Here is a 26,316-nt window from a genome sequence, read left to right on the forward strand (position 1 = left end):
TGATCAGAAGTATCCGCTGCCGGGCAGCCGGGTGCCGCGGACGTGGTAGGCGCCGATCGCCTGCGCCTTGTACGACGTCGGGTTGTGCGAGGCCAGTGTCCGGATGTTGCGCCAGTGCCGATCGAGTAGGTGCGCCTGGCGTACCACCGACGCGCCGCCGACGTCGAATACCTGGGACGCCGCCTTCTGCCCCAGCGCGTCGACGACGACCTTGGCCGACGCGGCCTGCAGCGACGCCTCGTGTGCGAGCTCGAGATTCGGGTCGGTGCCGTCCACATCCGCCTGGTAGGCGATCGCGAGTGCGTCGGCCGCGGCCAGCACCGTCGCGTTGGCCGCGTATGCGGCACTGGCGATCTCGCCGATCTCGCGTTGCAGCAGCGGATCGTCCGGCGGTGACGGGTTCGGCGCCCAGGTGAAGCTGCGTGACCGCTGGTGGACGTGGGCCACCGCATCCGCCCGCAGCCCCTGCAGGACACCGGCAACGAGTGCGGTGACGTACAGCTGGAAGAAGGCACCCGACAGGTACAGCGCCGGCTCGGCTCCGGTTGCGGGCGGTGCGAATTGCAGTGTCTCGTCGGCAGATACCGCCACGTCTTCGAAGATCGCGGTGCCGGTACCGGTGGCACGCTGGCCCATGCCGTCCCAGTCGTCGAGCACGGTGACACCCGCCCGATCGGTGGGGACCAGCGCGATCACCGTCGCGCCGTCGGGGTCGCTCGCGAGCACCTCGGCGTAGTCGGCGTAGAGCGTTCCGGTGGTGAAGTACTTCGTGCCGTTCAGCCGGAAGCCCTCACCGTCGCGGGTGAGCTTGGTCTTCCAGGTGAAGGCGCCTGCAGGCGTCGAACCGAGCTCGGTCGACGCGTTGCCGACGATCGTCCCGCTCAGTGCCAGTTCGATCACGCGGCTGCGCTCGTTGTCGTCGAGGCGCAGACGCTCCTCGACGTGAGCGAAGTGCCCGCGCAGAATGTGTGCCACGTTGACGTCGGCCGCGGCGAGCTCGATCACGACGGCGAACAGCTCGCGCAGGCTGGCCCCGCCGCCGCCGTCTTCGCGGGGTACCCGCAGCGCTCCGAGTCGCTGAGCGCGAACCAGATCGATTGCGCCATAGGGTCGTTCATTTGTCCGTTCCCGCTCGAGCGCGCCTGCGCCGATGTCGGCGATGAGACGGGCGAGCCGATCGGAGCCGTAGATCAGCGGTTCGGTGGAGGTCGTGGTCATCGGGTTGCCTCCTGGGTGGTACGGCGGTAGCGGGTGGCACGGTGCGTTTCGGGTAGTCGCGGTCCCTTTTCGAACAGCTTGTCGCGCAGGGTCCCCTCGGCATAGGACGTCTTGTAGGCACCGCGGCGTTGCAACTCGGGGATCACGTGGTCGACGAAGTCGACGAACGAACCGGGCGTGATCACGTTGGTGAGGTTGAAACCGTCGACGTCGGTCTCCTCCACCCACTCCTGCAGATGGTCGGCGACCTGGGTGGGGGAGCCGACGGTGAACCCGCCTTCGGCGTCGATCGCGTGGGCGTCGATGAAGTCCCGCAGTGTCCACTGGCCCTGGCCGTACATCTGCACCGACGACTTCAGATACTCGTTGTCGGTGACGGCGACCGGATCATCGAGGTCGAAGCGGGACAGGTCGGTACCCAGCCAGCCCGACCACAGCGCGAGCGCGCCCTCGGGGTCGATGTAGCGCCGGAACTCCTGGTAGCGCTCCTGTGCCGCGGCCTCGGTGGCACCGGTGACGACGACGTGGCCGTTGACGATCTTCACGTCGTAGGGGTCGCGCCCGGCGGCGGCGGCCCTGCCGCGAATGTCTGCGACGGCCTCCTTGAGCGCTTCCTTGGTGGGCGCGCCGATGAAGATCACCTCGGCGTTCTCGGCGCCGAACTGGCGGCCCCGCTCGGAGGCGCCTGCCTGATACAGCACCGGCGTGCGCTGCGGTGACGGCTCGGACAGATGGATGCCGGGAACCCGGAAGTACTTGCCGTCGTGGTCGATTGGGTGCACCTTGCTGGGGTCGGCGTATTCCGCGCGCGCCGGATCGGTGCCGACGGCGTCGTCATCCCATGAGCCCTCCCACAGCTTGTAGAGGACTTCGGTGTACTCGTCGGCGATGGAGTAGCGCTCGGCGTGCGGTGTGATGGTGTCCAGACCGTGGTTGCGGGCCGCGCTCTCCAGGTAGCCGGTGACGATGTTCCAGCCGACGCGGCCCTTGGTCAGGTGATCCAGCGTCGACATCCGCCGGGCGAACGAGTACGGGTGATCGAACGAGGTGGCCGCGGTGATCCCGAATCCGAGGTGTTCGGTGACGGTGGCCATGGCGGGCACGACGAGCAGCGGATCGTTCACGGGCACTTGGGCACCCGAGCGCAGCGCGGCTTCCGGACCGCCGCCGTACACGTCGTAGATGCCGAGTACGTCGGCGATGAAGAGGCCGTCGAAGAGCCCGCGCTCCAGCAGCTTGGCCAGGTCCAGCCAGTACTGCAGATCCTTGTAGCGCGCGGCCTGCGACTCGGGGTGGCGCCACGTGCCCGCCACGATGTGTGTCACGCAGTTCATGTCGAATGCGTTGAGATGGATCTGTCGGGTCATGTCAGCCTCCTGGGACGGGTTGCGGGGCGGCGGGCAGGCTCGCCAGCAGCTGTTGCGTGTAGGGATCGCGCGGTGAATCGAAGATCTCTGCGGCCGTTCCCGATTCGACGACCCGGCCGTCGCGCATCACGAGCACGCGGTCGGCGACGTGGTGGATCACGCCGAGGTCGTGGGAGATGAACAGATACGAGAGGTCAAGGCGCGCTTGCAGGTCCGTGAGCAGGTCTAGCACCTGCGCCTGGATCGTGACGTCCAGCGCAGAAACCGACTCGTCGCAGACGATCAGCGCCGGCTCCGGTGCCAGCGCGCGGGCGATCGCCACCCGCTGACGCTGACCGCCCGACAGCAGCAGCGGCCGCCGGTCGAGATGCTCGTCGGGAAGCCCGACATCGCTGAGCAGTTCGGCGGTACGGCGTCGGCGCGATGGGGCGTCGGGGTACGTGTCGGCAGGCAGGGCGTCCTCGATGATTCGGCGTACCGTCCACCGTGGGTCGAAGGACCCCAGTGGGTCCTGGTACACCACCGAGACGGTCCGCCGCCGCGACCGGCGCTGCGCCTCCGTCGCCTCGCTCCACGGTTCGCCGGCGAGCCGCACGGTCCCGGCGTCGGGCTCCAACAGCGCCAACGCAAGTCGCGCGGTCGTCGTCTTGCCCGAACCGGACTCGCCGACGATGCCGAGCGTTTCGCCGACTCCGATGGTGAACGAGACATCCTGGACGGCCACGCGTTCCATGCCGTCGGGACCGCGGAACCGCTTCACCAGGCCGTCGGCGGCGAGTAGCACGCCGTCGGGTGGCGTGTCGGCGCGAACGGCAGAACCCGCCGACCGAGCTGGTGCGCCGGAGAGCCGGGTGCCCTTGCGGTGGGCGGCAGGAACTGCCTGCAGCAGCGTCCGGGTGTATGGATGGGTCGGGTGCTCGAGGACCTCTGCCACGGGCCCCTGCTCGACCAACAAGCCGTTGCGCATCACCGCGACCCTGTCGGCGAGTCGGCTGACCACGGCCAGGTCGTGGCTGATGAGGATCAGCCCGGTGCCGCGGTCCTTCATCCCCTGCAACAGGTCGAGGATCTGCGCTTGGATGGTGACGTCGAGGGCGGTGGTCGGTTCGTCGGCGATCAGCAGTGGCGGGTCCAAGGCGATCGCCGATGCGATCAACGCGCGCTGACGCTGCCCGCCGGACAGTTCGTGCGGGAGTTGGAGAGCCCGTAGCTCCGGTTCGGGCACGCCGACGGCGGTGAGCAACTCCAGTACCCGTTGGCGGCGCCGGGCTTTGTTGCCGAACCGGTGCAGCCGAAGCGTTTCGGCGATCTCGGCGCCGACGGTGCGCAGCGGGTCCAGCGACACCAGCGCGTCCTGCAGCACGAAACCGACCTGGCTGCCCCGAATCCGCCGCCAGTCACGATCCCGGTTGCCCAGCAGCGAGCTGCCCTGTAGTTCCAGCCGGGTTGCGCTGACGTGTGCTGTGGCGCCGGCCAATCCGAGCAAGGTACGTGCGGTGACACTCTTGCCGGACCCGGATTCACCGACGATCGCGAAGCACTCGCCTGCGGCCACCTCGAAGCTGACGCCACGCACCACCGGCTGCGGATCCCGGGCGCCGAAGGCGACGCCGAGATCCTCGACGCGCAGCAGGGGTGTGGTCACGAGAGCCGTCCTTCGAGTCGCTGCTGGAGATGACGGCCCAGCACCGTGACGGCCAGGGTGCAGCCCAGGATCGCCAGGCCGGGGAACAGTTCGAGCCACCACGCCGTCGACACGAAGTCACGGCCGGCGTCGAGCATGGCGCCCCATTCCGGCGCGGGTGGGGCGACGCCGAGACCGAGGAAGCTCAGCGACGAGGCCCACACGATCGACTGGCCGACGCCCAACGTTGCGAGTGCGACGAGGGGCCGCATCGCGTTCGGGAACACGTGCTGGGCGATGATGCGCGAGGGCTTGTGCCCCAATGCGACTGCCGCGTGCACGTACGCGGAGTCCTTGACAGCGATCACCTGCCCGCGCACCATCCACGCGTAGCCGGCAGCCGATCCGATGGCGACCGCGACGATCTCCGTCGCCACGCCCGGCCCGAACATCGCGATGAACAGCAACGCGACCAGCAGCCCGGGAATCGCCAACACCACTTCCAGGAACCGGCTGATCGCCCCATCGGTGAACCGCCCGCCGAGCCCGGCCGCGAAGCCGAACGCGACGGCTGCCGCCAAGGCGAGCGCGGTGGCACCGGTGCCGATGAGAAGTGAACTGCGGGCGCCGAACACCACCCGCGTGTAGATGTCGCGACCCGAGGCGTCGGTGCCGAACCAGTGCTGCAAGGACGGACCCTGCAGTGCCGCTTCGATATCGGTGTCGAACGGCGACTCACTGGTGAACGCGCCGGGTGCGACCGCCCAGGCCAACACGACGACCAGGAACAGTCCGGCGAGCCAGACGGCCGGGCGCAGGGTGCGTGCGCTCGGGACGCGACGGGTGGAGGGGGCGCCGTGGCCGATCAGGGCGTCGGCGACGTTGATGGTCATCGCGCCACGCTCCGCAACCGTGGGTCGATGCGCCCGAAGGCGATGTTCACCAGTAGATTCGCCGCCACGTAGATCGCGGCGACGAACAGCGTCACACCCACCACGACGGGCATGTCGTGTGCGGTCACGGCGTCGACGAGGACACGGCCCAGCCCGGGTCGTACGAACACCGTCTCGACGATCACGGCGGTGGAGAACAGAGAGCCAAGGGCCCAGCCGGACAAGGTCAGGCCGGGCAGGACGGCATGCCGAAGTGCATGCCGCCAGCGGACGCCCCAGTCGCTCATGCCGCGTGCGCGGGCCGAGACGGCGAATGGCTGTTCCATGGCTGAGGAGAATTCGTCGCGCGTCACCTGCCCGAGGAAGCCTGCGAGTGGCAGGGCGAGTGTGAGCGCGGGCAGGATCAGGCCCTCGAAGTCACCGTCACCGACCACGGGCAACCAGTGCAGATGGAACGCGAACAACACCAGAAGCACGATTCCGAGCCAGTATTGGGGTAGCGCAGCCAGGAACGTCTCCAGGCCCGAGCCGATGGCGGCGATCGCCTGCCGTCGGTGTGCGGTCAGCAGTGTCACCGCGACGGCGATCACCCATGCCGCAACGAGCGCGGAGATCGTGAGCGTCAGCGTGGGGCCCAGCTGCTGTCCGATCATCTCCGTGACCGGCTGCTTGCGGACGTACGACGTGCCGAGGTCGCCGCGGACGAGGCCGCCGAGGTAGTCGAAGTACTGCACGAGCACCGGCCGGTCCAGCCCGTACTGAGCCTTGACGGCGGCCAACTGCTCCGGCGACGGCTTGGAACCCGCACCTCCGAGGATCGCCTGCGCGGGATCGGTCGGCATGAGTTGCTGGGCGATGAACGTCAAAGTGGCTGCACCCCAGAGCACTCCGATGACGCCCCCGATTCGGCCCAGCGCCCGCCGCGCCCGGAGGTGGGCACGGCGGGCCGGGTTGACCGGCTCGGTCACGGCGCCAGCCACGCGTCGTGCAGTACGGGCTCGCCTTCCGATGGCTCGATCCAGACGTCGTTGAGACGCTTCTTGGTCACCAGTCTGGTGGTCTGCGGATAGAGACCGAGGTGGTAGGCGTTCTCGGCGACGATCTTCTGCACCTTGTCGTAGAGGTGTTGTTGTGTCTCCGGGTCCGTTGCGGCAGCCACTTCGTGCAGCGGCGCATCGATGGCCGGGTTCTGCACCCACGACATGTTGTTGCCTGGAGCCAGTTTCAGTGAGTCGGTCGAGTAGACGATCGAGAGCACCAACGGTGTCGGGCTGTTCCAGTACGCGCCTGCCAGCACGTCATAGGCATCCTTGTCGGTGAACGCGGCGAAGTACTGATCCTGCGGAATCGGCTTGAGCACCAGGTTGAAGCCGATCTCCTTCTCCGCCGCCTGAATGTCTTGGTACAGCGTCACGTCGGCGGGCGGTGTGTCCCCTGGATCCGACGAGTAGATCAGCGTGGCGGCCAGTTGCTTGCCGTCCTTGGTGCGGTAGCCGTCGCCGTCGCGCTGCGTCCAGCCCGCGGCGTCCAGCAGCTGGTTCGCCTTGCCCGGATCGTTGGCGTAGTGGCTGCGCAGATCCTTGTCGAAGAACGGCGTCGTCGACGACAGCGGACCGGGCTCCCAGGCGAAGACGCCGAGATAGGAGCTCTTCACGGCGGCTTCGGCATTCGAGCCGTGGATGAACGCCTGGCGCACGGCGGTATCGGTGAACGGCGCGCGGGTGGTGTTGAGCGCCAACCCGTTCGGCAGCCCGGTGTGGGCGAACTCCTGAAGCACCAGGTTCGGGTCGTTCTTCAAGGCCGCGCTCTGCTGCGGCGGTGGGTTGAAGATGGCGTCGGCACCCTGGCCCTGTACGGCGGCGAACCGGACCGAACCGTCTTCGAGGAACTTCCAGCTGACGTGCTCGAGATATGCCGGACCCTGGTGCTTGGCGTCGGCGGGCGCGGAGTTGTAGGCGGCATTGCGGTCGAGTTCGACGCTCTGGCCGTGCACCCATTCCTTGACGACGAACGGGCCGGTGCCGACGGGGGATTGGCAGTTGGCGTCCAGGCCGCGGGCCATCGCCTTGGGCGATTCGATCCCGAAGAAGGCCTGCGACAGTACGGGCAGCAGCGCGGAGTACGGGGTGGACAGCTTGAGCTCGAACGTCGCGGGGTCGACCGCGCGAGAAGACGCGTAGTAGGGCTTGAGGTAGCCGGTGTCGGTCAGCGATTGTGTTGCCGGATCGAGGATCTGGTCGAAGTTCGCCTTGACCGCGGGCGCATCGAGGGTTTCACCGTCGTGGAACTTGACGCCTTGCTTGATCTTGAACGTGTAGGTCAGCCCGTCCGGCGAGACGGTCCAGGAGTCGGCGAGCCAGGGCACGACGGTGCCATCGGGGCGTTCGGAGACGAGGGAGTCCAGGAACTGGCGGGCGACGTAGGTCTGGGGCATGTCACCGTAGTTGTGTGGGTCGAGGCAGACGGGCTCGCGGTCGGCGCCGTACACGATCGATCCACCGCTGACGGGCTTCCCGTCACCGCCTCCGGACGAGGTCTGGTTCGAGCCGCCGCATCCCGTCAGGACGAAGCCGGTGACGAGGAGGGTGAGCCCGCCGAACGCGCCGAGCGCTCGCGGGAAGGTGCGTGAAACAGTCATCGTTGGCTGGTCTTTCGGTCGATCGATGAGCATCGCGTACTCCCGATCGAGCAGTGGAATGCAAGATCGTGCTGATCCGACGGCCTGCGGTGGCAGGCCGTTGTGGATGGTGCTCTTGTGTGAGTCTGCGGATGAGGGCTAGGTCAAGATGCCGGAAGAACCGACATTGCGCCAGCTATCGGATCGGCGTGATTGTTTGCCGTCATTTCACGATGAGCTTGCGCTGGGAGGCCATGGTGAAGACCGCCGCGACGATGATGACCAGGCCCTTGATGATGGTCTGGGTGTAGTCGGCCGCACCGATCTGGTTGAGGCCGTTGGACAGGACCGTCAGGATCAGCACGCCGAGCACGGTCCGGCCGACGCCACCCACCCCGCCCGACAACGCGGTGCCGCCGATGACGATCGCGGCCACCGAATCGAGCAGGATCTGCGAACCCAGTGTCGGCCCCGCTGCTCCGAGCTGGGCCGTCAGCAGCAAGCCGGCCACCCCCGCCGTGATTCCGGAGACGACCAGGATGAGCACCTTGACCCGGCGGGTCTTCACCCCGGCGAGCTCGACCACCTTCTCGTTGCCGCCGATGGCGTACACGTACAGTCCGAACCGGGTGCGCCGGGCGAAGAACCAGACCACGGCGAGCGCCAGCAGGGCGATGAGGGCGGCGTTCTGGATGTTCGGGATGAACTGTCCGATGGCGAGGTCACGGACGCTCTGGTTGGTGAAGTTGATGGTGCTGCCCTGCAGAACGGTCAGGCCGATCCCGGCGAACAGCGACAACGTGCCGAGCGTGGCGATGAACGACGGCACCCGTCCGTAGGCGAACACCACACCGTTGAGCAGGCCGATGGCCGCGCCCACCGCAATCGCGATGAGCAGCACCAGGAAGGGATTGCTGAAGCCGTCGTTGATCAGTGACGCCACCACGGCGCCGGTCAACAACGCGATGGACCCAACCGAAAGGTCCACGCTGCCCGCCACGATCACCAGGGTGGCGCCGAGCGAAGCGAGCAGCAGGATGCCCGCCTGCCCGCTGATCAGCGTGAGGTTCGCTGCGGTCAGGAAGGCCTCGGCGCGGACCGAGAAGAAGGCGACCAGTGCCAGCAGCGCCGCCAGGGGCAGGACATCCCGGACCAGATTGACCCGGGAGAACGCGCCTGGCGGTGAACTGTTCGGTACCGCAACGGGAGTGGGAGCGACCGTCTCTTGGGCGGGGACGGTCAGTGCCGGGGTTACTTCAGTGGTCATTTCTCATCCAATGGTGGTAGGGACGGCGGTGGCGCCGGGAATCATCAGGGCCACGAGATCGTGTTCATCTGGTTTGGCGCCCGGAGGTGCATCCACGGTCGCCACCAACCGGCCGTCGGTGATCACCGCGACCCGGTTGGACAATCCGATCAGCTCGGGCAGGTCGTCGCTGACCAGGATCACGGCGGTACCTGCCGCGGCAACCTGACGCAGCAGGTCGTAGATGCCCTCACGGGCGCCGGTATCCACACCCTGGGTGGGCTCGTCCAGGACGAGGACATCCGGCTGGCGCAGAAGCCATTTCGCGATGAGCACCTTCTGCGCGTTCCCGCCCGAGAGTGACGACACCGGCGCATCGATGGTGTCGGTGACGATCCCGAGTTCCTTGACGTACTGCTGGGCCACCGTGCGAGCGCGGCCCACCGCCCAGAGCCCGACCCGGCGCGTGGCGAACCGGTCATGCAGTGAGGCGAGTTGGATGTTGTCGGCGATCGACGAGGTGGTGATGAGCCCCTTGTCGTTGCGGTCCGGTGGCACATAGGCGATTCCGGCGCGAACGTGATCGCCGATGCTGCCGCCGACCGGCTTGCCGTTTACCAGCACGCGGCCCCGGGACGGCCGCACCGCTCCTGCGATGATCTCGCCGAGTACCCGCTTGCCGGATCCCTCGGTGCCGGCCAGGCCAATGATCTCGCCTGGCGCGACCTCCAGTGAGGCTTCCTTCAGCACGCCTGCGCCGCCGACGGATTCGAGCACCAGCCGCGGCGGCGTGTCGGCGGCGATCGCACGCTGAGTGTGTTGGCGGTAATAGTTCTCGGTGCGCACCCGGCCCACCATCAGCCGGTGCAGTTCGTTCTCGTCTACACCTGCAGTCGGTCGGTCGGCCACCGATTCGCCGTCCTTGAAAACGGTGATGCGGTCAGTGGATTCGATGATCTCGGGCAGCCGGTGCGAGACGAACACTACGGCGGCGACGCCGCGCAGCCGTTCCAGCAGTCGCAGGAAGTTGTCCTCGTGCTCGGAGTCCAGCGCGGTGGTCGGTTCGTCGAAGAGAACCACCGGCCTCTGCACCTGCAGCAGCTGCGCCAGGGCTGTGACCCTGGCGATGTCGAGGCTCTGCTTCTGTCCTGGGGTCAGCCGGCCCGTCGGCGCACCGACGTCGACGTCGTCCACTCCGGCTTCGTTGAGTGCGTCGACCGCCGCCCGGCGCAGCGCGCGGCGGTCCAAACCGCCGGCGCGGGTGCGGAATAGGTGCTCCCAGCCGAAGAAGACGTTCTCGTAGACGGCCAGCGAATCGATCAGCGCGGCATCCTGGAACACGCGGAAGATACCGAGCTTGTTCGCCTCCTGGTAGCTGTTGGGTGCGATCTCGCGACCGTCGAGCAGCAGCGAACCCGAGTCATACGGCAGCACGCCGGAGACGATGTTGAGGATGGTGCTCTTGCCCGCGCCGTTCTCGCCGATCAGCCCGACGACCTCACCGTCACCGACCGTCAGGTCGACGCCCTTGAGTGCCCGGTTGGCGCCGAACGACTTGACGATGCCGGTGGCCTGCAGCCGGAGTTGTGGTTGTGCGGTCATGTCAAACCTTTTGGTAAGGGGATGGCGCGAGAACCGGTGTGCGGTAGTGGTGCTCGTACAGGGCACGGATGCGGTCGAAGTCACCGTTGCGCTGGGCGGTGAGGTAGGCCTCGGGGTACTGGAACCCGTCCGGTTTGGGAACGCCGGGCCAGATGGTCTCGAGGTTCTCGACCGGAAAACCGTCGAACTGCAGGTCGAAGTCGTCCGGGTGCTCGACGCGGGACAGCAGCTTGACGTCGAACGACTCGGCGATCGGCCCGTCGACGTATCGCGCCTTGAACGCTTGCACGTTGTCGGCGGTGATGATCTCGGCATGCCAACTGTAGAAGCGTTCGGCCGCTTCGGGTTTCCAGCCGTTGAGCCGGTCGTGGAACTGGGCGATGGTCACGAAGGACGGATAGGCAGGGACGTTCCCGGTGGTCACCAACTGGGTGCCCTTGACGATGCGGTCGATACCGGCGGTGGAACCATTGGCGCCGACGACGAAGACGTCCTTGCCGGGCACCTTTCCTGCCGCTTCGATACCGGCCACCACGCCGGTGGCGGCGTCGTCGTTGACCGCGACGATGCCGACGGTGTCCGGGTAGCGTGCCAGCAGTGAGGACGCGGCGCGCTGCGACAGGTCCGCGTCGTACTTGGCATGCAGTTCGCCGGCGAACTTGATCTTCGGATACTTCTTCAGGGTGTCGTGCACCGCGAGGCGGCGCTGCACCTCGCAACCATCGATCGACGGGTAGTAGCCGCCGACACGGACGACGGTGCCCTCCTTGCCGATCTTCTCGGCCAGTACGTCCACCGCCTTGCCGACGGCGATGTACTCGTCGGGCATGAGGAAGCTGTTGTACTTGTTGCCGTCGGCATCGCTGTGCCACGGCGTATACCAGGCAGGGGAGTTCCAGGCGGCCTGGAAGAGCACCCCGCGGTCGTTGGCGTCATGCGCAAGCGTGGGAAGCGCGCCTGCGTCGTTGAGCCCGACGAAGATGGCGGTGGTCTTCTGGGTGAGCAGCTGGTTGAACTGGTTGGATTGCACGGCCGCGTCGGACTTTCCGTCGAGCACCACGCTCTTGTAACCCAGCTGACTCGCGGCTTGCTGATACGCCTTCGCCCACTGCACCTGGTAGTCGCCCGTCGACGACCAATTGAGCAGCGCGAACTGGCCGTCGGTGTAGGCGACCGCGTCACCACGCGCCTCGTCGCGGCGGCCCACTGCCGCTAGCGCACCGCCGGCCGCCAATGCCGCAGCGCTGCCGGCAAGTAGTTTCACGAACTGGCGCCGACCGAGGCCGTAGGTATCGAGGCGCTCGAGCACCGAATCGAAGACCCGGCGATCGTCGCCGCTGGGATCGGGTATCCCGTTCGAAGTCATTGCTCCCACCTCCCTTCACTGATGTCGAGAGCTGACCGTACGGGGCACGGAGTACTAGCCCGACCCTCTTGCTCGTGCTGATGCTTAAGTGGTCAGAAAGGCTGCACCACAATGCAAACCGAGTGGGCGCCATGCGGATGGCGCGCACGATGAGCGAAATCCTTGCGCGGAGTGCCGCTTACGGCACCATGCTTCGAGGGCCGGTTCATGCGTTGGCGCGTTCCCGCGGCGTCGTCGCACCCCAGATGCCGTAGGCCTCCGGCGTACGCATGGCGTGTTCGCGGCATTCCGTGATCACGGGGCAGTCGAGACAGATGCGTTTGGCGCGTTCCTCGTGGGCGCGGCGGTTCCGCCGTGTCGCGTCCTCGGGGAAGAAGACGTCCGACGGTAGGTCGAGGCACCTGCCGCGCTGCTGCCACATCCAATCCTCGACGATGGGCCGAGGTGGGCGCACGCCCGTCTGTTTCGGTATTGCGCTGCTGGGGCTGACCACGATGCGCACCCTCCGGTTCGGGTCTCGCCAGGTATCACCCTTGCACCCGGCCCCATCATGGTCGCGGGGTGGCGAACCGCCGGACCATGATTACGATCCGCGTGAACTCAGCTCTGGTTCAGCGTGGGTTCTTCTCGCCGGCCTCGACCGCGATGGGCAGCCTGTTCTCGGTCGGCGCCACCGGGCACGTCGCGTAGTCGGTGAATGAGCACGGCAAATTCGACGCACGGTTGAAGTCGAGCGTCACCGCCCCGCCGTCGCCCGGTGCAGCCACCGAAAGTGACCTGGCGCCGGGGTAGGTCGTCACACCGCTGGTGGCATCGGTGAAGAGAACGTGCAACGCACCGTCCGGCCGCCCGAAGGCGACCAATCGAGCTGGGGTACCTGCCAGTTCGAAGTCGATCGTGCCAAGCGCGGTGTGGTGGTGCTCGAGGCCTTCGACGACGGCTCCGGTCGTCACGGTCGTCGGCGCCTCGTATCGCGTGAACGTGCCGGTGACGATCCACCGTTCGTCCGGTGCGTATGCCGGGATGCCGTTGTACTGCTGCAGATGCGGTGACTTCGGATCGTGAACGCGCAGTGCGACGGAGCCCGTTCGGCGGATGACCTCGATGCGGCGATCACCGGCATTGACGAACAATCCCGGTGCACCCTCGATCGGCTCGAGTCGTTCCGTTCCAACGATGCCCTCGACGTACGCGGCCTCGGCGTCCGCCCGCCAGCGACCCGGTAGGTCGGTGACGGTCTCGAACTCTTCGGTGAGCCAGTACAAACCGGTGATGCTCACCCATCCGAGGGGATCACCGTAGTAGCTCTCCCGTTCACTGTGCCATTGCGTCCAAGCCGCCTCGAACGTCGTGACTTCTGTGTCTCCAGTGGTAGTCATGATTCTCAGTTCCCTTCTAACCCACTTGTTTCAGATTCGACTGCGAGACGAGTGGCCGGCTTGGCATGCGCTCCCGCAGTACCGGAGCAACGTCGGATTGGAACAACTCCAAGCTGCGACGCTTCTGTTCGACGGTCACGCCGTCGGCATCGGCACTGAGATGGATGACCTCATGACCGAACTGCTCGTGATAGCGGCCCACCTTGTCGATCACCTGTTGCGGGCTGCCCACCAAAGCCGAACTGCGATCGACGAAGTCGTCGATCGAGTCGAACACCACGGGAAGCCCGACGCGTCGCGCGAATGCCAGCCGGGTCTCGAAGGACAGCCGGTACTCGGCCAGCGCCTGCTGCGACGTCGGTGCAACGTGGAACCCGGCCGTGCCAGCGCCGACGAGGGCATCCTCCGGGTCGTGGCCGTAGGCCGCCCACCGCTCCCGGTAGTGCCGCACCAGCTCGGCGTAGGGCTCGATGGGGTAGGTCACGTTCGCGGAGAAGATCGGGTCACCGTAACGGGCGGCCAGGTCGACGGAGTCCTTGCTCGTCGCGCTGCCGTGCCAGATGCGCAGCCGCTGCTGCAGTGGCCGGGGGAGCGCCTTGGCCTTGACCAGCGACGGGCGGAACCGGCCGGACCACGTGACTTCGTCGCTCTCCCACAGTAAGCGGAACAGCTCGTAGCCCTCGCGGTTGCGCTCCCACTGGTCGGCGGTGGTGACGTGGAAGAGCTCCGCCTGCGCCGCGCCGTTGCCCTTGCCGATGATCAGTTCCAGCCGCCCGCCGGACAGGTTGTCGAGCGTCGAGTAGTCCTCGAAGGCACGAACCGGATCGAGCAAGCTCAACGTGGTGACAGCGGTGAACAATCCGATTCGCGACGTACGGGCCGCGATGTTGCTCAGCACCACCGGGGGAGACGACGAGATGAATGGGTCCTCGTGACGCTCGCCAACGGCGAAGCCGTCGAAACCCAGCTCTTCGGCGAGGACGGCAGCATCGACGACGTCACGGAGCCGTTCAGCCGGACTCTTCTTCTCACCTGAAACGGGGTCCGGTGTGTGGGTGATCAGCGTGATCAGCAGGAATTTCACCGATCACTCACCCAAGATGCTTCTCGAACGGATGTGGCCCGATCTCATCGGCGGGCAAGGACGGATCGTAGAGGGCGGCGTGATCACCTGAAGTCCTCCATCGGTCCCGGCGGGAGCGCTCACGGCATGGTGGCGTTCTCGTCAACAACCCGGGTGGATTGCCGCTTCATTCCCGCACCAGCTCGGGACCCGCGACGAGGTTCGGCGGTTGGCCGCCGCCGGCGTAGATCTCGATCTGCTGCAGAGCTACCTGCCACGCCCGGGCGTCGGCTCCGAAGGTGCTCCCGGCCACGTGTGGAGTGAGCAGCAGGCCGGGCGCGGACCACAACGGATGGCCTGCGGGTAGTGGCTCCGGGTCGGTGACGTCCAGGGCGGCGCGCAGCCGCCCGGAGGTCAGCTCCGCCAGAAGTGCGTCGGTGTCCACCGCGCCGCCCCGGCCGGCGTTGACGACCACCGTGCCGTCGCGGAGCTTGGCCAGGAACTCGGCGTCGATGACGTGCCGGGTTGATTCGTCGTCGGGCAGCATTGCGACCACGATGTCGGCGTTCGGCAGCAGCCCTGCCACGTCGCTCAACGCGACGACGCCCCGCCTTGCCCGCCGTCCGACCAGAGTCACTTCGGTGTCGAACGGCGCGAGCCTCGACGCGAGATTGACTGCCAGATCCCCCGCACCAAGGACGACGACCCGCTTGCCGATCAACGTATCGGTCTCCGCGTGCCGCCAGATGCCCTTGGATTGGTTTTCGTTGAACCACTGGAGATTTCGGTACACGGCAAGGAGTACGGCCACCACCCATTCGGCCGACGAGCCGCCGTGCGCCCCGCGCCCGTTGGACAACAGGACGCCGTCGGGCAGGTGCGGCAGCCACTGCTCGTAGCCGGCGTTGAGGGTCTGGACCAGGCGAAGGTCCGGCAAGTCGACGAATCTGGCCCCGACGGCCGCGGCGTTGTCGAAGCCCACCACGACCACGGCCGCGTCGAGGTGCGCCGTTGGCCACGCCGCCGCGGGCTCGTAAGAGACGACCTCGATGTACGCCGGAGCCGTCGACGTATCGAGGCCCAGATCGTCAGGGACGAGGACCTTCACCAGCGTCCCCGATGTACGACCTCGTCGAAGGGGCGCCGATCGGGTTTGCCGATCGGCTTCAGGGGACGGTCCGCGGGATATCCGATACCGAGAAGGTAGGAGACGATGTGGTCGTCGGGGACGCCGAGGATGGCGCGGGCCTTGTCCTGGTCACCCACCGAGGAGTGTCCCGTCCCGATGCCGAGGTCGGTGGCGGCAATCGTCATGGCCGTGGTCGCTTGCCCAAGGTCGTACTGATCGATGAGCTTGGTTCGCTCGTCGGGCGGTTCGGGGACGACTAACGCAATGGCTGCCGGCGCCGACGCGATGTGCCCCGCACCCCGCCAGACGGTGGAGAGGTCTTGCAGTTGATCACGATCCGTCACGATCACGAAGTCCCAGTGCTGGCGGTTCGACGCCGACGGCGCTCGCCACCCCGCCTCGGCGATGCGGTCCAGATCAGCGTCGGGAATGCGGTCCGGCAGGTAGTTTCGCACGTTGCGTCGGGCGCGAATCGCGTCCCAGGCTTCCATCTCGTCCTCCGTTTCGCAGTCGTGGCTGCAACCACGAACCACGTTCGCGTGTGAACAATTCCATCGCACGCTGCGACAGGTCAGGTGTCGGCGGATTCATGGTTCACCGCCGCCGACTTTAGTGACGTTCCTGGCAAATGGCAGCCACGAAAATCGCTCTGATTTATAGGTTTCTAGATCTGACGTCGCATAGGCATCATCGATGCCATGACTGTGACTGCGCCACCTTCGTCCTTGTCGGGTCCCACGGACACGCCCAGTTCGCCAGCAGTCGTCAGCGGGACCAGTCCGCTCGCCGATGGTTTCCGCAGCCGCTTCTTCACCGACGACGACTATCGCCGGTTCCATGCCCGAGCGCCTCGCTACGACGCCGAGAACAGCTTCTTCGTAGAGGATTTCACCGAACTCGTCGCGGCCGACTACCTCAAGGCGCCGCTGCCGGAACGGCTCGGCGGTGCTGCCCTGACGCTCTCCGAGCTAGCCCGTGAACAGCGTCAGCTCGCCTACTGGGCACCGGCCACCGCGCTCGCGGTCAACATGCACCTGTATTGGGCCGGGTCCGCCGCCGATGCGTCCACCCGCGGCCTCGCCGACGTCGAGTGGCTGTTGGCCGACGTCGCTGCGGGCCGGATCTTCGCGGCCGGGCACGGTGAGCGCGGTAACGACGTCGGACTCGACGACTCGCAGGTGCGCGCCGTTCCCCAGCCGGATGGCTCGTACCGGATCACCGGGCGCAAGGTGTTCACCTCATTGTCGCCGGTGTGGGACGAGATCGGCATCCACGCCCGCGACGACTCGGACCCCAGCAATCCGCAGATCGTGCACACGTTCGTCCACCGCGACGATCCTGGTGTGCGCATCGAGGAGACCTGGGACGCCCTTGGCGTTCGCGCCACGGCCAGTCACGACACGGTCTTCGATCATGCACTCGCGGCGGCGCACAAGGTCGTCGCCAAGCACCCGGTGGGACCGGTCTATCCCGACTACGTCGGCACGCTCCTGTCGTGGTATCTCCCACTATTGTCGAACGTGTACTTCGGCATCGCCCGCCGGGCGCTCGACCTCGCGATCCTCGGTGCGCAGACGCGGAACTCGCTGCGCGACGGCATCTCCCGGCATGCGCAGAAGCCGGCAGTGCAACGGCAGGTGGCGCAGGCGGAGATCAAGTTGGAAGCCGTGGCGGCGCTGGCGGAGTCCGTAGCACAACCCGGCTCGGGGGACTGGTCCCCGTTGCGTGCCCTGGCAGCAAAGGAATTCGCTACCACGACGGCGCGCGAGGTCGTCGACATCGCCGTGCAGGTGGTTGGCGCGTCGTCGGTGTCCAGGCGGCACGAGCTCGAACGGCTCTACCGCGACGTGCGCACCGGATCGCTGCACCCGCCCAACACCGATGCCGTCCTCGAGATCATCGGTGCCGTAGCGCTCGGCCAAAGCTGACGACCCAGGTGACACCCACCAAACCGATCATCCTCAACGGGTTCTCCATGAACTCCGTCTCCCACGTGAACTACGGTCTGTGGCGGCATCCTCGCGACCAAACCCACCGCTACACGACCATCGACTATTGGGTGGAACTGGCCACGATCCTGGACCGCGGGCGGTTCGATACCTTCTTCCTGGCCGATGCATTGGGGCTGCTCGACACCTACGGTGGCACAGCGGCCGCGTCGCTGAGGACGGGCACCCAGTCGCCCGTCGACGATCCGCTGCTGTTGGTCGCCGCCCTGGCCGCAGCCACCACTGACCTTGGCTTCGGTGTCACCGTCTCGACCACCTACGAGCATCCCTATCTGCTGGCCCGCAAGTTCAGCACCCTCGACCACCTCACCGGAGGTCGGGTGGCCTGGAACGTGGTGACCTCACAACTCGACAGCGCCGCACGAAACCTCGGTCTGGACCGGCAGATTCCGCACGACGAGCGTTACGACCGGGCCGATGAGTTCCTCGACGTGGTCTTCAAGTTGTGGGAGGCGTCGTGGGAAGACGACGCCGTGGTGCGAGACCCGGCGACCGGGATCTACACGGACCCGAGCAAGGTGCACGCTATAGCGCACCACGGTCGGTACTTCCACGTGCCCGATGCTCACCTCTCCGAGCCGGGCCCGCAACGCACTCCGCTGCTCTTGCAGGCGGGTGGCTCGCCGCGCGGCCAGCGGTTCGCCGCCGCACATGCCGAGGTGGTGTTCGTCGCAGGGGCCGACGCCGACGGCATCCGCCGCAACGTTGCTGCCATCCGTGCCTTGGCCGCCGAGCAGGGACGCGATCCCCAATCGCTCGACTTCGTCAGTGCCGCAGCCGTGGTCGTCGACGACACCGAGCGCGGAGCGGTCGCGAAGCTGGCCGACTACCAGTCGTACTTCAGCGTGGAGGGAGCACTGTCGCACTATTCGGCCAGCACCGGAGTGGACTTCTCGGCAGAGGATCTCGACAGTGTGATCGGCCATCACGACACCGAGTCGAACCGCTCGTTGCTGTCGATGTTCGCCGCGGCCGACAAGGCGTGGACGCTGCGGGACGCGCTGGCTCCCGCGACCGGACTGGGGCGTTCGCGCACGTTCGTCGGGACTCCAAGCGCAGTGGCCGACGACATCGAGGCATGGCTCGTGGCTACCGACACACAGGGAATCAACCTCATCGGTGTGGTGAACCCGGACAGCTACCGCGATTTCGCCGATCTCGTGGTGCCCGAGCTGGATCGGCGGGGACGCGTTCGGTCGCGGCCAACGGGCGCGGCCACGCTGCGGAACCGGTTGCATGGCCGCGATCACGTCGCCGACGATCACCCCGCCGCAAGTTACCGACTTACTCGGCAAGCGGCACGGGAGGAACGAGTCGTCAGATGACGGCAGACATCCGGGTACTGAGTGAGGACGCAGATCTCGTCGCAGCGGCGAACGTCTTCCGTGCGGCGATGGTGGGCTTCCGGCCGTTGACCGGACAGGACGCGGGTCGTATCGGCAAGCTGGTCGAGCCCGGTCGTACTCTTGGTGCATTCGTCGATGGGGAACTGGTCGCCACCACCGACTCGGCGGCCAGCATGCTGACGGTGCCCGGCGGGACGCGCCTGCCCCATGCCGCCGTCACCCACGTCGGGGTTCGGCCGTCGTACACCCGCCGCGGCATAGCGTCCGATCTGATGGCCCATCAACTGCGGGATCTGTACGCCCGTGGCGAGGTGGTCGCCACGCTGAGAGCGTCCGAGGCGACCATCTACGAACGATTCGGATATGGGGTGGCTACCACGTCGCAAACCATCGAAGTGCTGACCGTGCGCGCCGCCTTCCGCCCCGAGGTGCCCAGGGGAGGTCCGGTGCGGCTCGTCGATACCGCCGAGTCGTGGGATGTGTTGCCGCGCATCGTCGACGGGACCCGGCCACCGCGTCCGGGCGCCATCGGCAGGCCTGCGGTGTGGTGGGAGAACCAACGTTTGCGTGCCGAAGGTGATCCGGGTCCTCGCTACGTGGCACTGCACGGTGACGCTGGATCCGAGACGGGATTCGTGCGCTATCACCCGGTGGGCACTGAAGCGTGGTTCACCAGTGCCGAACGCACGGTCGTGGTCGACGACTTCTATGCGCCGACCCCCGCGGCGTATATCGGTCTGCTGCGGTTCCTCATCGAACTCGACCTCGTCGACAAACTGGTCTTCACATCGCTTGCTCTCGACGACCCGTTGCCGTGGTTGCTGACCGATCGACGGGCTGCGCGGGTCACGGGTGCCAGAGACGAGACCTGGCTGCGGGTGATCGACGTGGCGGCAGCGCTCGGAGCCCACCGGTTCAGTGGGGCCGGATCCGTGACCGTCTCCGTCGACGATCCGATCCTGGCCCATAATTCGGCGACGTTCGAGATCTCGGCCGGGGGAGTGCGACGCACCGAATCACCCGCTCAGTTGAGCGTCGGTGTGGCAACCCTCGGTGCACTGCTGCTCGGCGGTCTCACCTGGAGTGTGCTCGCATCGGTTGGCCTGGTCGATGTCGTAGACCGGGACGCGGTCGCCGAAGTCGACGGGTTGTTCGGTACGTGGCCGGCGCCACACGCCGGAATCTACTTCTAGCACTTCACTTCCCGGGTCACTTCAGTTCCGCACGAGCGGAACCGTTCTCGATTCGTCGAGCGGCGCCCAGGATGTAGTCATGTTCCGGCGTTCGGGGGCGACATCGAGTTATCGCCGTGACACTGTTTGACGTCACTGATCTCGCCGTCAACATTCACACCGGAAACCGCGCCCGTGGACGGCAGATCGTGCCAGCGGTGCGCTCGTTCAGCTTCTCGGTAGACCGGGGGCAGACCTTGGCGATCGTCGGCGAGTCCGGTTCTGGCAAGAGCGCGTCGCTGCTGGCGGCCACCCAACTGCTCAACACCGACGCGGAGGTGACGGGCAGCGTTCGCTTCGACGGTCACGATCTGCTGGGGATGTCCCCGAAGGCGTTGCGTCGCATCCGCGGCAAGGACATCGGCTTCGTCTTCCAGGACCCGCAGAGCAACCTGCATCCGTTCAAGACCGTCGGGAAGCAGATCGAAGAGGTCTTCCGCGTCCACCGGGCCGCGACCAGACGAGAGACGCGCAAGCGGGTCGAGAACCTGCTCGACGAGGTCGGCATCACCGATCCTGCGCAGGCCTACCGCAGCTATCCCGCGGAGCTCTCAGGGGGGATGCGTCAGCGGGTGATGATCGCCATCGCCATCGCGCTGAACCCGGCGCTGATCATCGCCGACGAACCCACGACGGCGCTGGACGTCAGCGTCCAGGCCGGCATCATCGCTCTACTGCGCAGGCTGCAGCACGAGCACGGCACCGCCATCGTGTTCGTCAGTCACGATCTGGGCGTGGTTGCCGAGATCGCCGATGAGGTCGTCGTGGTCAAGGACGGTGTGGTGGTGGAATCGGGTCCGCGGCAGCGCATCTACGCCGATCCTCGTGAGGCCTACACCCGGGAATTGTTGGTCGCTTCCCGGGTGCACAGCGTCGATCGGCTTGCCGCGCCGCGCCCACCTGCCGACTCGTCACGTGGGCCGCTGCTGCGAGTGCGTGGGCTGCGGAAGTCCTATCGTGCGCGGCACGGACGTGCGCGCAGGCAGGTCATCGATGGCCTGGACTTCACCATCGAACCGGGCGAGGTCGTTGGCCTGGTCGGCGAATCCGGGTCGGGTAAGTCGACGGTCGGCCGCATCGTCGCCGGTCTGCAGTACGCCGACTCCGGTGAGATCACGCTGTCCGACGTCACGTTTCCGACCGGGCTCGGTGACGGGATTCCTACGCTGCCCGCCGCGGTCAGGCGCACGGTGCAAATGATCTTCCAGGATCCCTACTCGAGTCTGCATCCGCGCCGCACCGTCGAGGCATCGCTGGCTGCGCCACTGCTCGCGCAGCACGTCGACCGGTCCGAGATCCCACGGAGGTTTGCGCAAGCCGCCGCCGACGCCCGCGTCGACTCGGACCTGCTGCCGCGCTACCCCGCCGAGCTGTCTGGCGGACAGCGGCAGCGCGTCGCCATCGCACGGGCATTGGTCCTCGAGCCGGCCCTCATCGTCGCCGACGAGCCGCTGTCGTCGCTCGACGTCACCACGCAGGCCGAAATCCTCTCCCTCATCGAGGATCTGGTACGCGACAAGCGCACCGCCTTCCTGTTCATCACCCACGACCTCGGGGTCGTGTCGTCGATCGCCCAGCGGGTCGTCGTGCTCGGGCCAGAGGGAGTGGAGGAGATCGGAACGACTGCCGAGGTCTTCGGTAACCCTCAGTCCGCGTACACGCGCCGCCTGCTGGGTGCCGTCCCTCGGCTCGATGGAGCGCGGGCGTCGTGAGCCAGCTGCTGTTACAAGCCCCGGTCTCCGATCCGTCGAAGGCGTTGAGCCCTCGACGGCGGTGGCGTGCGGCCCTCGCCGATCGAGGCTTGCTGGCCGGTGCGGTCATCATCGCCTTCGTCGTCGCGGCCGCTCTGCTGGCGCCGGTCTTCGCGGCGTTGGTCGGACACGGACCCAGCGAACAGTTTTCCGACGACACCCTCGACACCGCAGGGCTGCCGATCACCGGCGGACACGGTTTTCTGCTCGGTGCGGACGGCAGCGGCCGCGACGTTCTGGTCCGAACGCTATACGGGGCAAGGGTTTCGCTGGCGATCGGGATTCCCGCGACCACCATCGCGATGATCGCCGGCGTCGTGGTCGGCTTGACGGGTGGCTACTTCGGCGGCCGCATCGACGCGCTGCTATCCGAGGTGACCAACGTCGCGCTGGCCTTCCCGTTCCTGGTCACTGCGCTCAGCGTGGTCACCCTCAACCGCGGCACCGCGGGCAGCACGCTGGTCAATCCGGCAGTCGTCGTCATCGGTGTGGTGGCACTGTTCTCCTGGACCTACTTCGCACGCCTGGTCCGCAACCTGGTCATCGAGGTGAAGGCCAAGCCCTTCGTCCTCGCGGCGGTGGGCGCCGGCGCCTCGCATGCCAGGGTGCTGCTTCGCGAGATCCTGCCGACGATCATTCCCACGATCGTCATCTATTGGGCAGTTCAGCTGCCCACCAACATCATTGCCGAGGCGTCGCTGTCCTATCTCGGAGTCGGGATCCGGCCACCCACCCCGAGCTGGGGGACGATGATCGCCAATGCTCAGGATTCGGCGCTCTACCAGACGCAACCCTGGATGCTAATCGCGCCTGCCATCGGACTGTTCGTCACCGTGCTCGGATTCAACCTGCTCGCCACCCGGTTGCGCAGCCGGTTCGATCCGACGGCGGCGTGAGGCCGGATCGTGACTCGTTTCGTGCTGGCGCGATCCCTGCGCATGGTGCTCACCGTGGCTGTCGTCGTGCTGATCACGTTCGGGCTGACGCGGGTGGCCTACCAGAATCCGGCCAGGATGTTGGCTCCCGAGAATGCCTCCGAGGAGACGGTGGCGTCGATCGCGAACAGCCTGCACCTCAACGACCCGTGGTACGTCCAATTGTGGCACTACGCCTTCCGCGGGCCGGAGCTCAAGGGCACGCCGACGGGACTGCTGAATTGGCCGCCGAGCCTTGGCTATTCGTACCGATCGCAGCGGCCGGTCACCGAGCTCATCCTGGAGAAGGTCCCGGTCACCGTCAGCCTCGCTGTCGGCGCCCTGCTCCTGTGGGCGGCGATCTCGATCGTGTTCGGGGTCTATGCGGCCCGCAAGCCGGGAGGATTGTTCGACTCGGTCACGAGCGTGATCTCCTACGCCGCACTGGCGCTGCCCACCTTCGTCACGGGCGTTGCACTGCTCTACGTCTTCTACTTCCAGTTGTCCCTGGCCGGGGTGCGGATCTTTCCCGGCGGCGGATACGTGGCGCTGACGCAGTCGCCGGTGCAGTGGGCGCAGCATCTGCTGCTCCCGTGGCTGACGTTGGTGCTCGCCGAGGTGGGCCTCTTTCAGCGTGTGGTGCGGGCTTCGGTACTCGAGGTCGCGGGCAGGGACTTCGTCAGAACCGCGCGGGCAAAGGGTCTCGGGCCGCAACGGGTGTACTTCGACCACGCCCTGTCGGCCGCCCTGAATCCGATTCTGACCCTTGGTGGTATCGAGTTCGCGACCATCCTCGGTGGCGCGATCATCACCGAGCAGATCTTCGGCCTCGACGGGGTAGGCAGGCTTGCGGTGAGCGCAGCCAAGTCCGGCGACGCACCGGTCGTGATCGGCTGCACCCTGCTCGGTGCCGTGATCTTCGTCGTCACCACCTTCGTCGTCGACGTCATCACCCATGCCCGCAGCGCCAAATGAGCACAGCCAGATTTCGCAACGAAGGAGAATGATGAAGTACACGACGGGCCGGCGGATCGCCGCCCTGCTGACCACGCTGGCCGTATCGGTATCGCTGACGGCCTGTGGCTCGGGCGGAACCTCGGCGTCTACCGATCCTGCGAAGCTGCATGGCGGCACGCTGAAGATCGCATCGGTTGGGGACATCGACGGGCTCGACCCACTGATCGCCTACTCGGCCGAGTCGTGGCAGGTCATCAGGGCCACCACACGACAGTTGGTCACCTACGCGGGCGATCGCAACGGCATCGGCCAGGACACCAAGGTGGTTCCGGATCTTGCCAAGACCTGGGACATCAGCCCCGATCGCAAGACCTACACGTTCCACTTGCGCGACAACATCGCATTCTCCGGGGCCAGCACGCGTCCGATCACCGCGCAGGACTTCGTCTATGCGATCAAGCGGTTCCCCGACCCCAACGCGCAGGTGGCCGCGATCACGTACTACAACGCGTTGTTCTCGGGGTTCAAGGAGTATGCAGCCGAGTTCGCGAAGGTGCCCACCGGTGATCTGGACGCGGCGAAGAAGTTCATCGATACCCACGACATTAGCGGGGTGAAGGCATTGGACGACAAGACCTTCCAGCTCACGCTTACCCAGCCGGCCAGTGACATCCTCGACATCCTCACACTGAACTTCGTCACCCCGCTGCCCGAGGAGGTCGTGTCGAAGTACTTCGCGGACAGCCTGGAGTTCCGCAAGAACTACGTCTCCAGCGGGCCGTACTCGATCACCTCGTATGACCAGGGCAAGCAGTTGACGTTGGCAAAGGTCAAGAACTACAACGCCGATGGCGACCCGCGCAACGCCTACGCCGACGAGATCGTCTTCGACACCACGGTGGCATCGGCGGATGCCGCGTCCCAGCAGATCCAGACCGGAAGCGCCGACATCGGGCTATACGTTCGGGCCTACCCGGCGAACGTCATCGCCCAGTACAAGCAGACCGACCCGGACCACCTGCACAAGTCCGCGAGCGGGTCGGCGGTGTTCATCAGCTGGAACAACTCGGACACCCCGAAGACCCCCGCGCAGCGGGCGTTCAAGGATCTGCGTGTGCGCCAGGCGTTCAACTACTCGCTGAACCGCAATGACGTGGCCCGCGGCCTCGGCGGGCCGGACTCGGCAATCCCGAGCAACGAGATCCTCACGTCGACCATTGCCGGCTTCACCAATGAGAACCCCTATCCCACAACGGAGGACAAGGGCGATCCGGAGAAGGCCAAGGCGCTGCTCGCCGAAGCCGGTCAGCAGAACTTGACGGTGAACGTGGCCTTCCGTACCTCTCCTGAGTTCGAGAAGATCGCTACCTCCGTGCAGAACGCCGCAGCCAGGTCGGGCATCACCGTGAAGTTGACACCAATCCCTGCTGACGGCTTCGGCGCGTTCAGCGCCTTCCTCGCCGACAAGTCCAAGCTGGACCAGTGGGACCTGGCGATCACCAACTGGACGCCGGACTGGCAGGGCAACAGCGCCCGAATGACACTCGGCGGTTGGCTGGACTCCGACTTCGCTCCGGGAGGTACGTGGAACGGCGTCACCTACCACAACCCTGCCCTCAATGCCGCTGTGAACCAGGCCTTCTCGGCTGAGGACTCGACGCAGGCCTGGAAGGACGCCAACACCATCGCGACGAGGGATCTCGCGTGGTTCCCGCTGATCGAGCGGGTGAAGTCCATTCCGACGTCGAACCGGGTGACCAACTGGACCTGGCAGTCGCTTGGCAACGGCCCCGACATCACCAACATCGCGGTGAACGGAGGCCAATGATGACAGTCGAGGTGTTCCGCACGGCGGAGAGTTGGCAGGAGCGGGGGAGCTGCCGGCGGTTGGCGCCCGAGGTCTTCTACCCAGAGGACGGCGGCCGAACCGGTCTGCAAGCACGTGAGGAACACGCCAAGCGGATCTGCGGCTCGTGCCCGGTCGTCGCCGACTGCCGCAACCACGCGCTGTCCGCGCGGGAGACGTACGGCGTGTGGGGAGCGATGTCGGCGCGGGACCGCCAACGGGAGTTCGCGGCACGACGGGAGCCGGTGCTCGAGCGGTGATTACGCTCTGGGAACGTGGCGGCGGGCCACCTCGAGCCACTTCTCCAGCTCGGGTGAGGTCTCGTACTCGGAGTCGAGCAGATACAGGCTCGGCGCCGGGCAGCTCGCGCCGATCTCGACGAGGACCGGTCGCAATGTCAGCTCCGGGGCCAAGGAGTGTGCAAGGGAACCGCCGAGCATGAGCGGGAACGTGGGAGTCTGTCCGAGCTCACCGGCTCCGAACTGGTCGAGGAACAGTTTCAACAGGCCGGTGTAGGTGGCCTTGAAGGTGGGGGAGGCGACCACCAACAGATCGGCGGACTTCACGATCTCCTTGGCCTCGGCGACCTTCGGATCACCCCAGCCAAGCAGGCCCGCTCCGAGGTCGACGACGTCGATGACGTGTTGGGGCGGAACGCCGGTCAGCTTCTCGGCGACCAGCTCTGCGGCCGCCCGGGTCCGTGAGTTCGGCTTGGGGTTTCCAACGACGACGACGCTCATGAGTCAAGTGAACCAAA

23 protein-coding genes are annotated in these 26,316 nt (G+C 66.6%); 8 read left to right on the forward strand and 15 right to left on the reverse strand.

Annotation, left to right across the window (positions count from 1 at the left end; all coding sequences use genetic code 11):
- Positions 1-3: 3 nt before the first annotated feature.
- From N536_RS0106365 to N536_RS0106430, 14 genes are all read right to left on the reverse strand, one after another.
- The gene (locus N536_RS0106365; protein WP_029112849.1) at positions 4-1,218 is read right to left on the reverse strand and encodes an acyl-CoA dehydrogenase family protein; all 1,215 of its coding nucleotides are present in this window, start codon (positions 1,216-1,218) and stop codon (positions 4-6) included.
- On the reverse strand, positions 1,215-2,585 hold the full coding sequence (locus tag N536_RS0106370; protein WP_029112850.1) for an LLM class flavin-dependent oxidoreductase: 1,371 nt from the start codon (positions 2,583-2,585) through the stop codon (positions 1,215-1,217). The genes N536_RS0106365 and N536_RS0106370 overlap by 4 nt, the downstream gene beginning before the upstream one ends.
- Position 2,586: 1 nt before the next feature.
- Positions 2,587-4,230: an ABC transporter ATP-binding protein gene (locus N536_RS0106375; protein ID WP_029112851.1), complete on the reverse strand. Its 1,644-nt coding sequence runs from the start codon at positions 4,228-4,230 to the stop codon at positions 2,587-2,589.
- Positions 4,227-5,102: an ABC transporter permease gene (locus N536_RS0106380; RefSeq protein WP_051574278.1), complete on the reverse strand. Its 876-nt coding sequence runs from the start codon at positions 5,100-5,102 to the stop codon at positions 4,227-4,229. Before N536_RS0106380 ends, N536_RS0106375 begins: the two co-directional genes overlap by 4 nt.
- Positions 5,099-6,082, reverse strand: coding sequence for an ABC transporter permease (locus N536_RS0106385; protein ID WP_029112853.1), 984 nt, complete (start codon positions 6,080-6,082; stop codon positions 5,099-5,101). The genes N536_RS0106380 and N536_RS0106385 overlap by 4 nt, the downstream gene beginning before the upstream one ends.
- Positions 6,067-7,740: an ABC transporter substrate-binding protein gene (locus tag N536_RS0106390; RefSeq protein ID WP_231514428.1), complete on the reverse strand. Its 1,674-nt coding sequence runs from the start codon at positions 7,738-7,740 to the stop codon at positions 6,067-6,069. The genes N536_RS0106385 and N536_RS0106390 overlap by 16 nt, the downstream gene beginning before the upstream one ends.
- A gap of 202 nt (positions 7,741-7,942) precedes the next feature.
- On the reverse strand, positions 7,943-8,986 hold the full coding sequence (locus N536_RS0106395) for an ABC transporter permease (RefSeq protein ID WP_029112855.1): 1,044 nt from the start codon (positions 8,984-8,986) through the stop codon (positions 7,943-7,945).
- A gap of 3 nt (positions 8,987-8,989) precedes the next feature.
- On the reverse strand, positions 8,990-10,567 hold the full coding sequence (locus tag N536_RS0106400) for a sugar ABC transporter ATP-binding protein (RefSeq protein ID WP_029112856.1): 1,578 nt from the start codon (positions 10,565-10,567) through the stop codon (positions 8,990-8,992).
- A gap of 1 nt (position 10,568) precedes the next feature.
- The gene (locus N536_RS0106405) at positions 10,569-11,933 is read right to left on the reverse strand and encodes a sugar ABC transporter substrate-binding protein (RefSeq protein WP_029112857.1); all 1,365 of its coding nucleotides are present in this window, start codon (positions 11,931-11,933) and stop codon (positions 10,569-10,571) included.
- Positions 11,934-12,138: 205 nt separating this feature from the next.
- Positions 12,139-12,426 (reverse strand): WhiB family transcriptional regulator, encoded by a 288-nt coding sequence (locus tag N536_RS0106410; RefSeq protein ID WP_051574295.1) that lies wholly within the window; start codon positions 12,424-12,426, stop codon positions 12,139-12,141.
- Positions 12,427-12,544: 118 nt separating this feature from the next.
- Positions 12,545-13,312 carry a DUF1684 domain-containing protein gene (locus N536_RS0106415; RefSeq protein ID WP_029112859.1) on the reverse strand — a complete coding sequence of 256 codons (768 nt, stop codon included), beginning with the start codon at positions 13,310-13,312 and terminating at the stop codon, positions 12,545-12,547.
- Between the two features lie 16 nt (positions 13,313-13,328).
- Positions 13,329-14,396 (reverse strand): LLM class flavin-dependent oxidoreductase, encoded by a 1,068-nt coding sequence (locus N536_RS0106420; RefSeq protein ID WP_029112860.1) that lies wholly within the window; start codon positions 14,394-14,396, stop codon positions 13,329-13,331.
- 166 nt (positions 14,397-14,562) lie between these two features.
- Positions 14,563-15,483 carry an NAD(P)-dependent oxidoreductase gene (locus N536_RS0106425; RefSeq protein ID WP_029112861.1) on the reverse strand — a complete coding sequence of 307 codons (921 nt, stop codon included), beginning with the start codon at positions 15,481-15,483 and terminating at the stop codon, positions 14,563-14,565.
- The gene (locus N536_RS0106430; protein WP_029112862.1) at positions 15,480-15,995 is read right to left on the reverse strand and encodes a nitroreductase family protein; all 516 of its coding nucleotides are present in this window, start codon (positions 15,993-15,995) and stop codon (positions 15,480-15,482) included. The genes N536_RS0106425 and N536_RS0106430 overlap by 4 nt, the downstream gene beginning before the upstream one ends.
- Before the next feature lie 207 nt (positions 15,996-16,202).
- Here N536_RS0106430 and N536_RS0106435 point away from each other — a divergent pair, with 207 nt between their 5' ends.
- The 8 genes from N536_RS0106435 to N536_RS0106470 all read left to right on the forward strand — a co-directional run bounded on the left by N536_RS0106435 (position 16,203) and on the right by N536_RS0106470 (position 25,819).
- Positions 16,203-17,432 carry an acyl-CoA dehydrogenase family protein gene (locus N536_RS0106435; RefSeq protein WP_029112863.1) on the forward strand — a complete coding sequence of 410 codons (1,230 nt, stop codon included), beginning with the start codon at positions 16,203-16,205 and terminating at the stop codon, positions 17,430-17,432.
- 8 nt (positions 17,433-17,440) lie between these two features.
- Positions 17,441-18,838 (forward strand): NtaA/DmoA family FMN-dependent monooxygenase, encoded by a 1,398-nt coding sequence (locus N536_RS37590; RefSeq protein ID WP_036435572.1) that lies wholly within the window; start codon positions 17,441-17,443, stop codon positions 18,836-18,838.
- On the forward strand, positions 18,835-20,052 hold the full coding sequence (locus tag N536_RS0106445) for a GNAT family N-acetyltransferase (RefSeq protein ID WP_029112864.1): 1,218 nt from the start codon (positions 18,835-18,837) through the stop codon (positions 20,050-20,052). Before N536_RS37590 ends, N536_RS0106445 begins: the two co-directional genes overlap by 4 nt.
- A gap of 116 nt (positions 20,053-20,168) precedes the next feature.
- Complete coding sequence (locus tag N536_RS0106450; RefSeq protein ID WP_029112865.1) at positions 20,169-21,803, forward strand: ABC transporter ATP-binding protein; 1,635 nt, start codon at positions 20,169-20,171, stop codon at positions 21,801-21,803.
- A complete protein-coding gene (locus tag N536_RS0106455) occupies positions 21,800-22,738 on the forward strand; it encodes an ABC transporter permease (protein WP_029112866.1) in 939 nt (312 codons plus the stop codon). Before N536_RS0106450 ends, N536_RS0106455 begins: the two co-directional genes overlap by 4 nt.
- A 9-nt stretch (positions 22,739-22,747) precedes the next feature.
- A complete protein-coding gene (locus tag N536_RS0106460) occupies positions 22,748-23,731 on the forward strand; it encodes an ABC transporter permease (protein ID WP_029112867.1) in 984 nt (327 codons plus the stop codon).
- Between the two features lie 31 nt (positions 23,732-23,762).
- Entirely contained in the window at positions 23,763-25,541 is a 1,779-nt protein-coding gene (locus N536_RS0106465) for an ABC transporter substrate-binding protein (RefSeq protein WP_029112868.1), read from the forward strand.
- Positions 25,541-25,819 carry a WhiB family transcriptional regulator gene (locus tag N536_RS0106470; RefSeq protein WP_029112869.1) on the forward strand — a complete coding sequence of 93 codons (279 nt, stop codon included), beginning with the start codon at positions 25,541-25,543 and terminating at the stop codon, positions 25,817-25,819. The genes N536_RS0106465 and N536_RS0106470 overlap by 1 nt, the downstream gene beginning before the upstream one ends.
- On the opposite strand, the gene N536_RS0106475 is transcribed toward N536_RS0106470, so the two are convergent.
- On the reverse strand, positions 25,820-26,299 hold the full coding sequence (locus N536_RS0106475; RefSeq protein WP_029112870.1) for an NADPH-dependent FMN reductase: 480 nt from the start codon (positions 26,297-26,299) through the stop codon (positions 25,820-25,822). It abuts the gene before it with no gap.
- Between the last annotated feature and the right edge of the window lie 17 nt (positions 26,300-26,316).

Origin of the sequence: Mycobacterium sp. URHB0044, from assembly GCF_000620625.1 — a bacterium.
In the GTDB taxonomy this organism is placed as follows: domain Bacteria; phylum Actinomycetota; class Actinomycetes; order Mycobacteriales; family Mycobacteriaceae; genus Mycobacterium.

Bases quoted from the DNA above. Each gene is read 5' to 3' on its own strand.
- N536_RS0106365 (WP_029112849.1), bottom strand. From the start codon at position 1,218: ATGACCACGACCTCCACCGAACCGCTGATCTACGGCTCCGATCGGCTC.
- N536_RS0106370 (WP_029112850.1), bottom strand. From the start codon at position 2,585: ATGACCCGACAGATCCATCTCAACGCATTCGACATGAACTGCGTGACA.
- N536_RS0106380 (WP_051574278.1), bottom strand. From the start codon at position 5,102: ATGACCATCAACGTCGCCGACGCCCTGATCGGCCACGGCGCCCCCTCC.
- N536_RS0106390 (WP_231514428.1), bottom strand. From the start codon at position 7,740: ATGACTGTTTCACGCACCTTCCCGCGAGCGCTCGGCGCGTTCGGCGGG.
- N536_RS0106395 (WP_029112855.1), bottom strand. From the start codon at position 8,986: ATGACCACTGAAGTAACCCCGGCACTGACCGTCCCCGCCCAAGAGACG.
- N536_RS0106400 (WP_029112856.1), bottom strand. From the start codon at position 10,567: ATGACCGCACAACCACAACTCCGGCTGCAGGCCACCGGCATCGTCAAG.
- N536_RS0106405 (WP_029112857.1), bottom strand. From the start codon at position 11,933: ATGACTTCGAACGGGATACCCGATCCCAGCGGCGACGATCGCCGGGTC.
- N536_RS0106415 (WP_029112859.1), bottom strand. From the start codon at position 13,312: ATGACTACCACTGGAGACACAGAAGTCACGACGTTCGAGGCGGCTTGG.
- N536_RS0106430 (WP_029112862.1), bottom strand. From the start codon at position 15,995: ATGGAAGCCTGGGACGCGATTCGCGCCCGACGCAACGTGCGAAACTAC.
- N536_RS0106435 (WP_029112863.1), top strand. From the start codon at position 16,203: ATGACTGTGACTGCGCCACCTTCGTCCTTGTCGGGTCCCACGGACACG.
- N536_RS0106445 (WP_029112864.1), top strand. From the start codon at position 18,835: ATGACGGCAGACATCCGGGTACTGAGTGAGGACGCAGATCTCGTCGCA.
- N536_RS0106465 (WP_029112868.1), top strand. From the start codon at position 23,763: ATGAAGTACACGACGGGCCGGCGGATCGCCGCCCTGCTGACCACGCTG.
- N536_RS0106470 (WP_029112869.1), top strand. From the start codon at position 25,541: ATGACAGTCGAGGTGTTCCGCACGGCGGAGAGTTGGCAGGAGCGGGGG.
- N536_RS0106475 (WP_029112870.1), bottom strand. From the start codon at position 26,299: ATGAGCGTCGTCGTCGTTGGAAACCCCAAGCCGAACTCACGGACCCGG.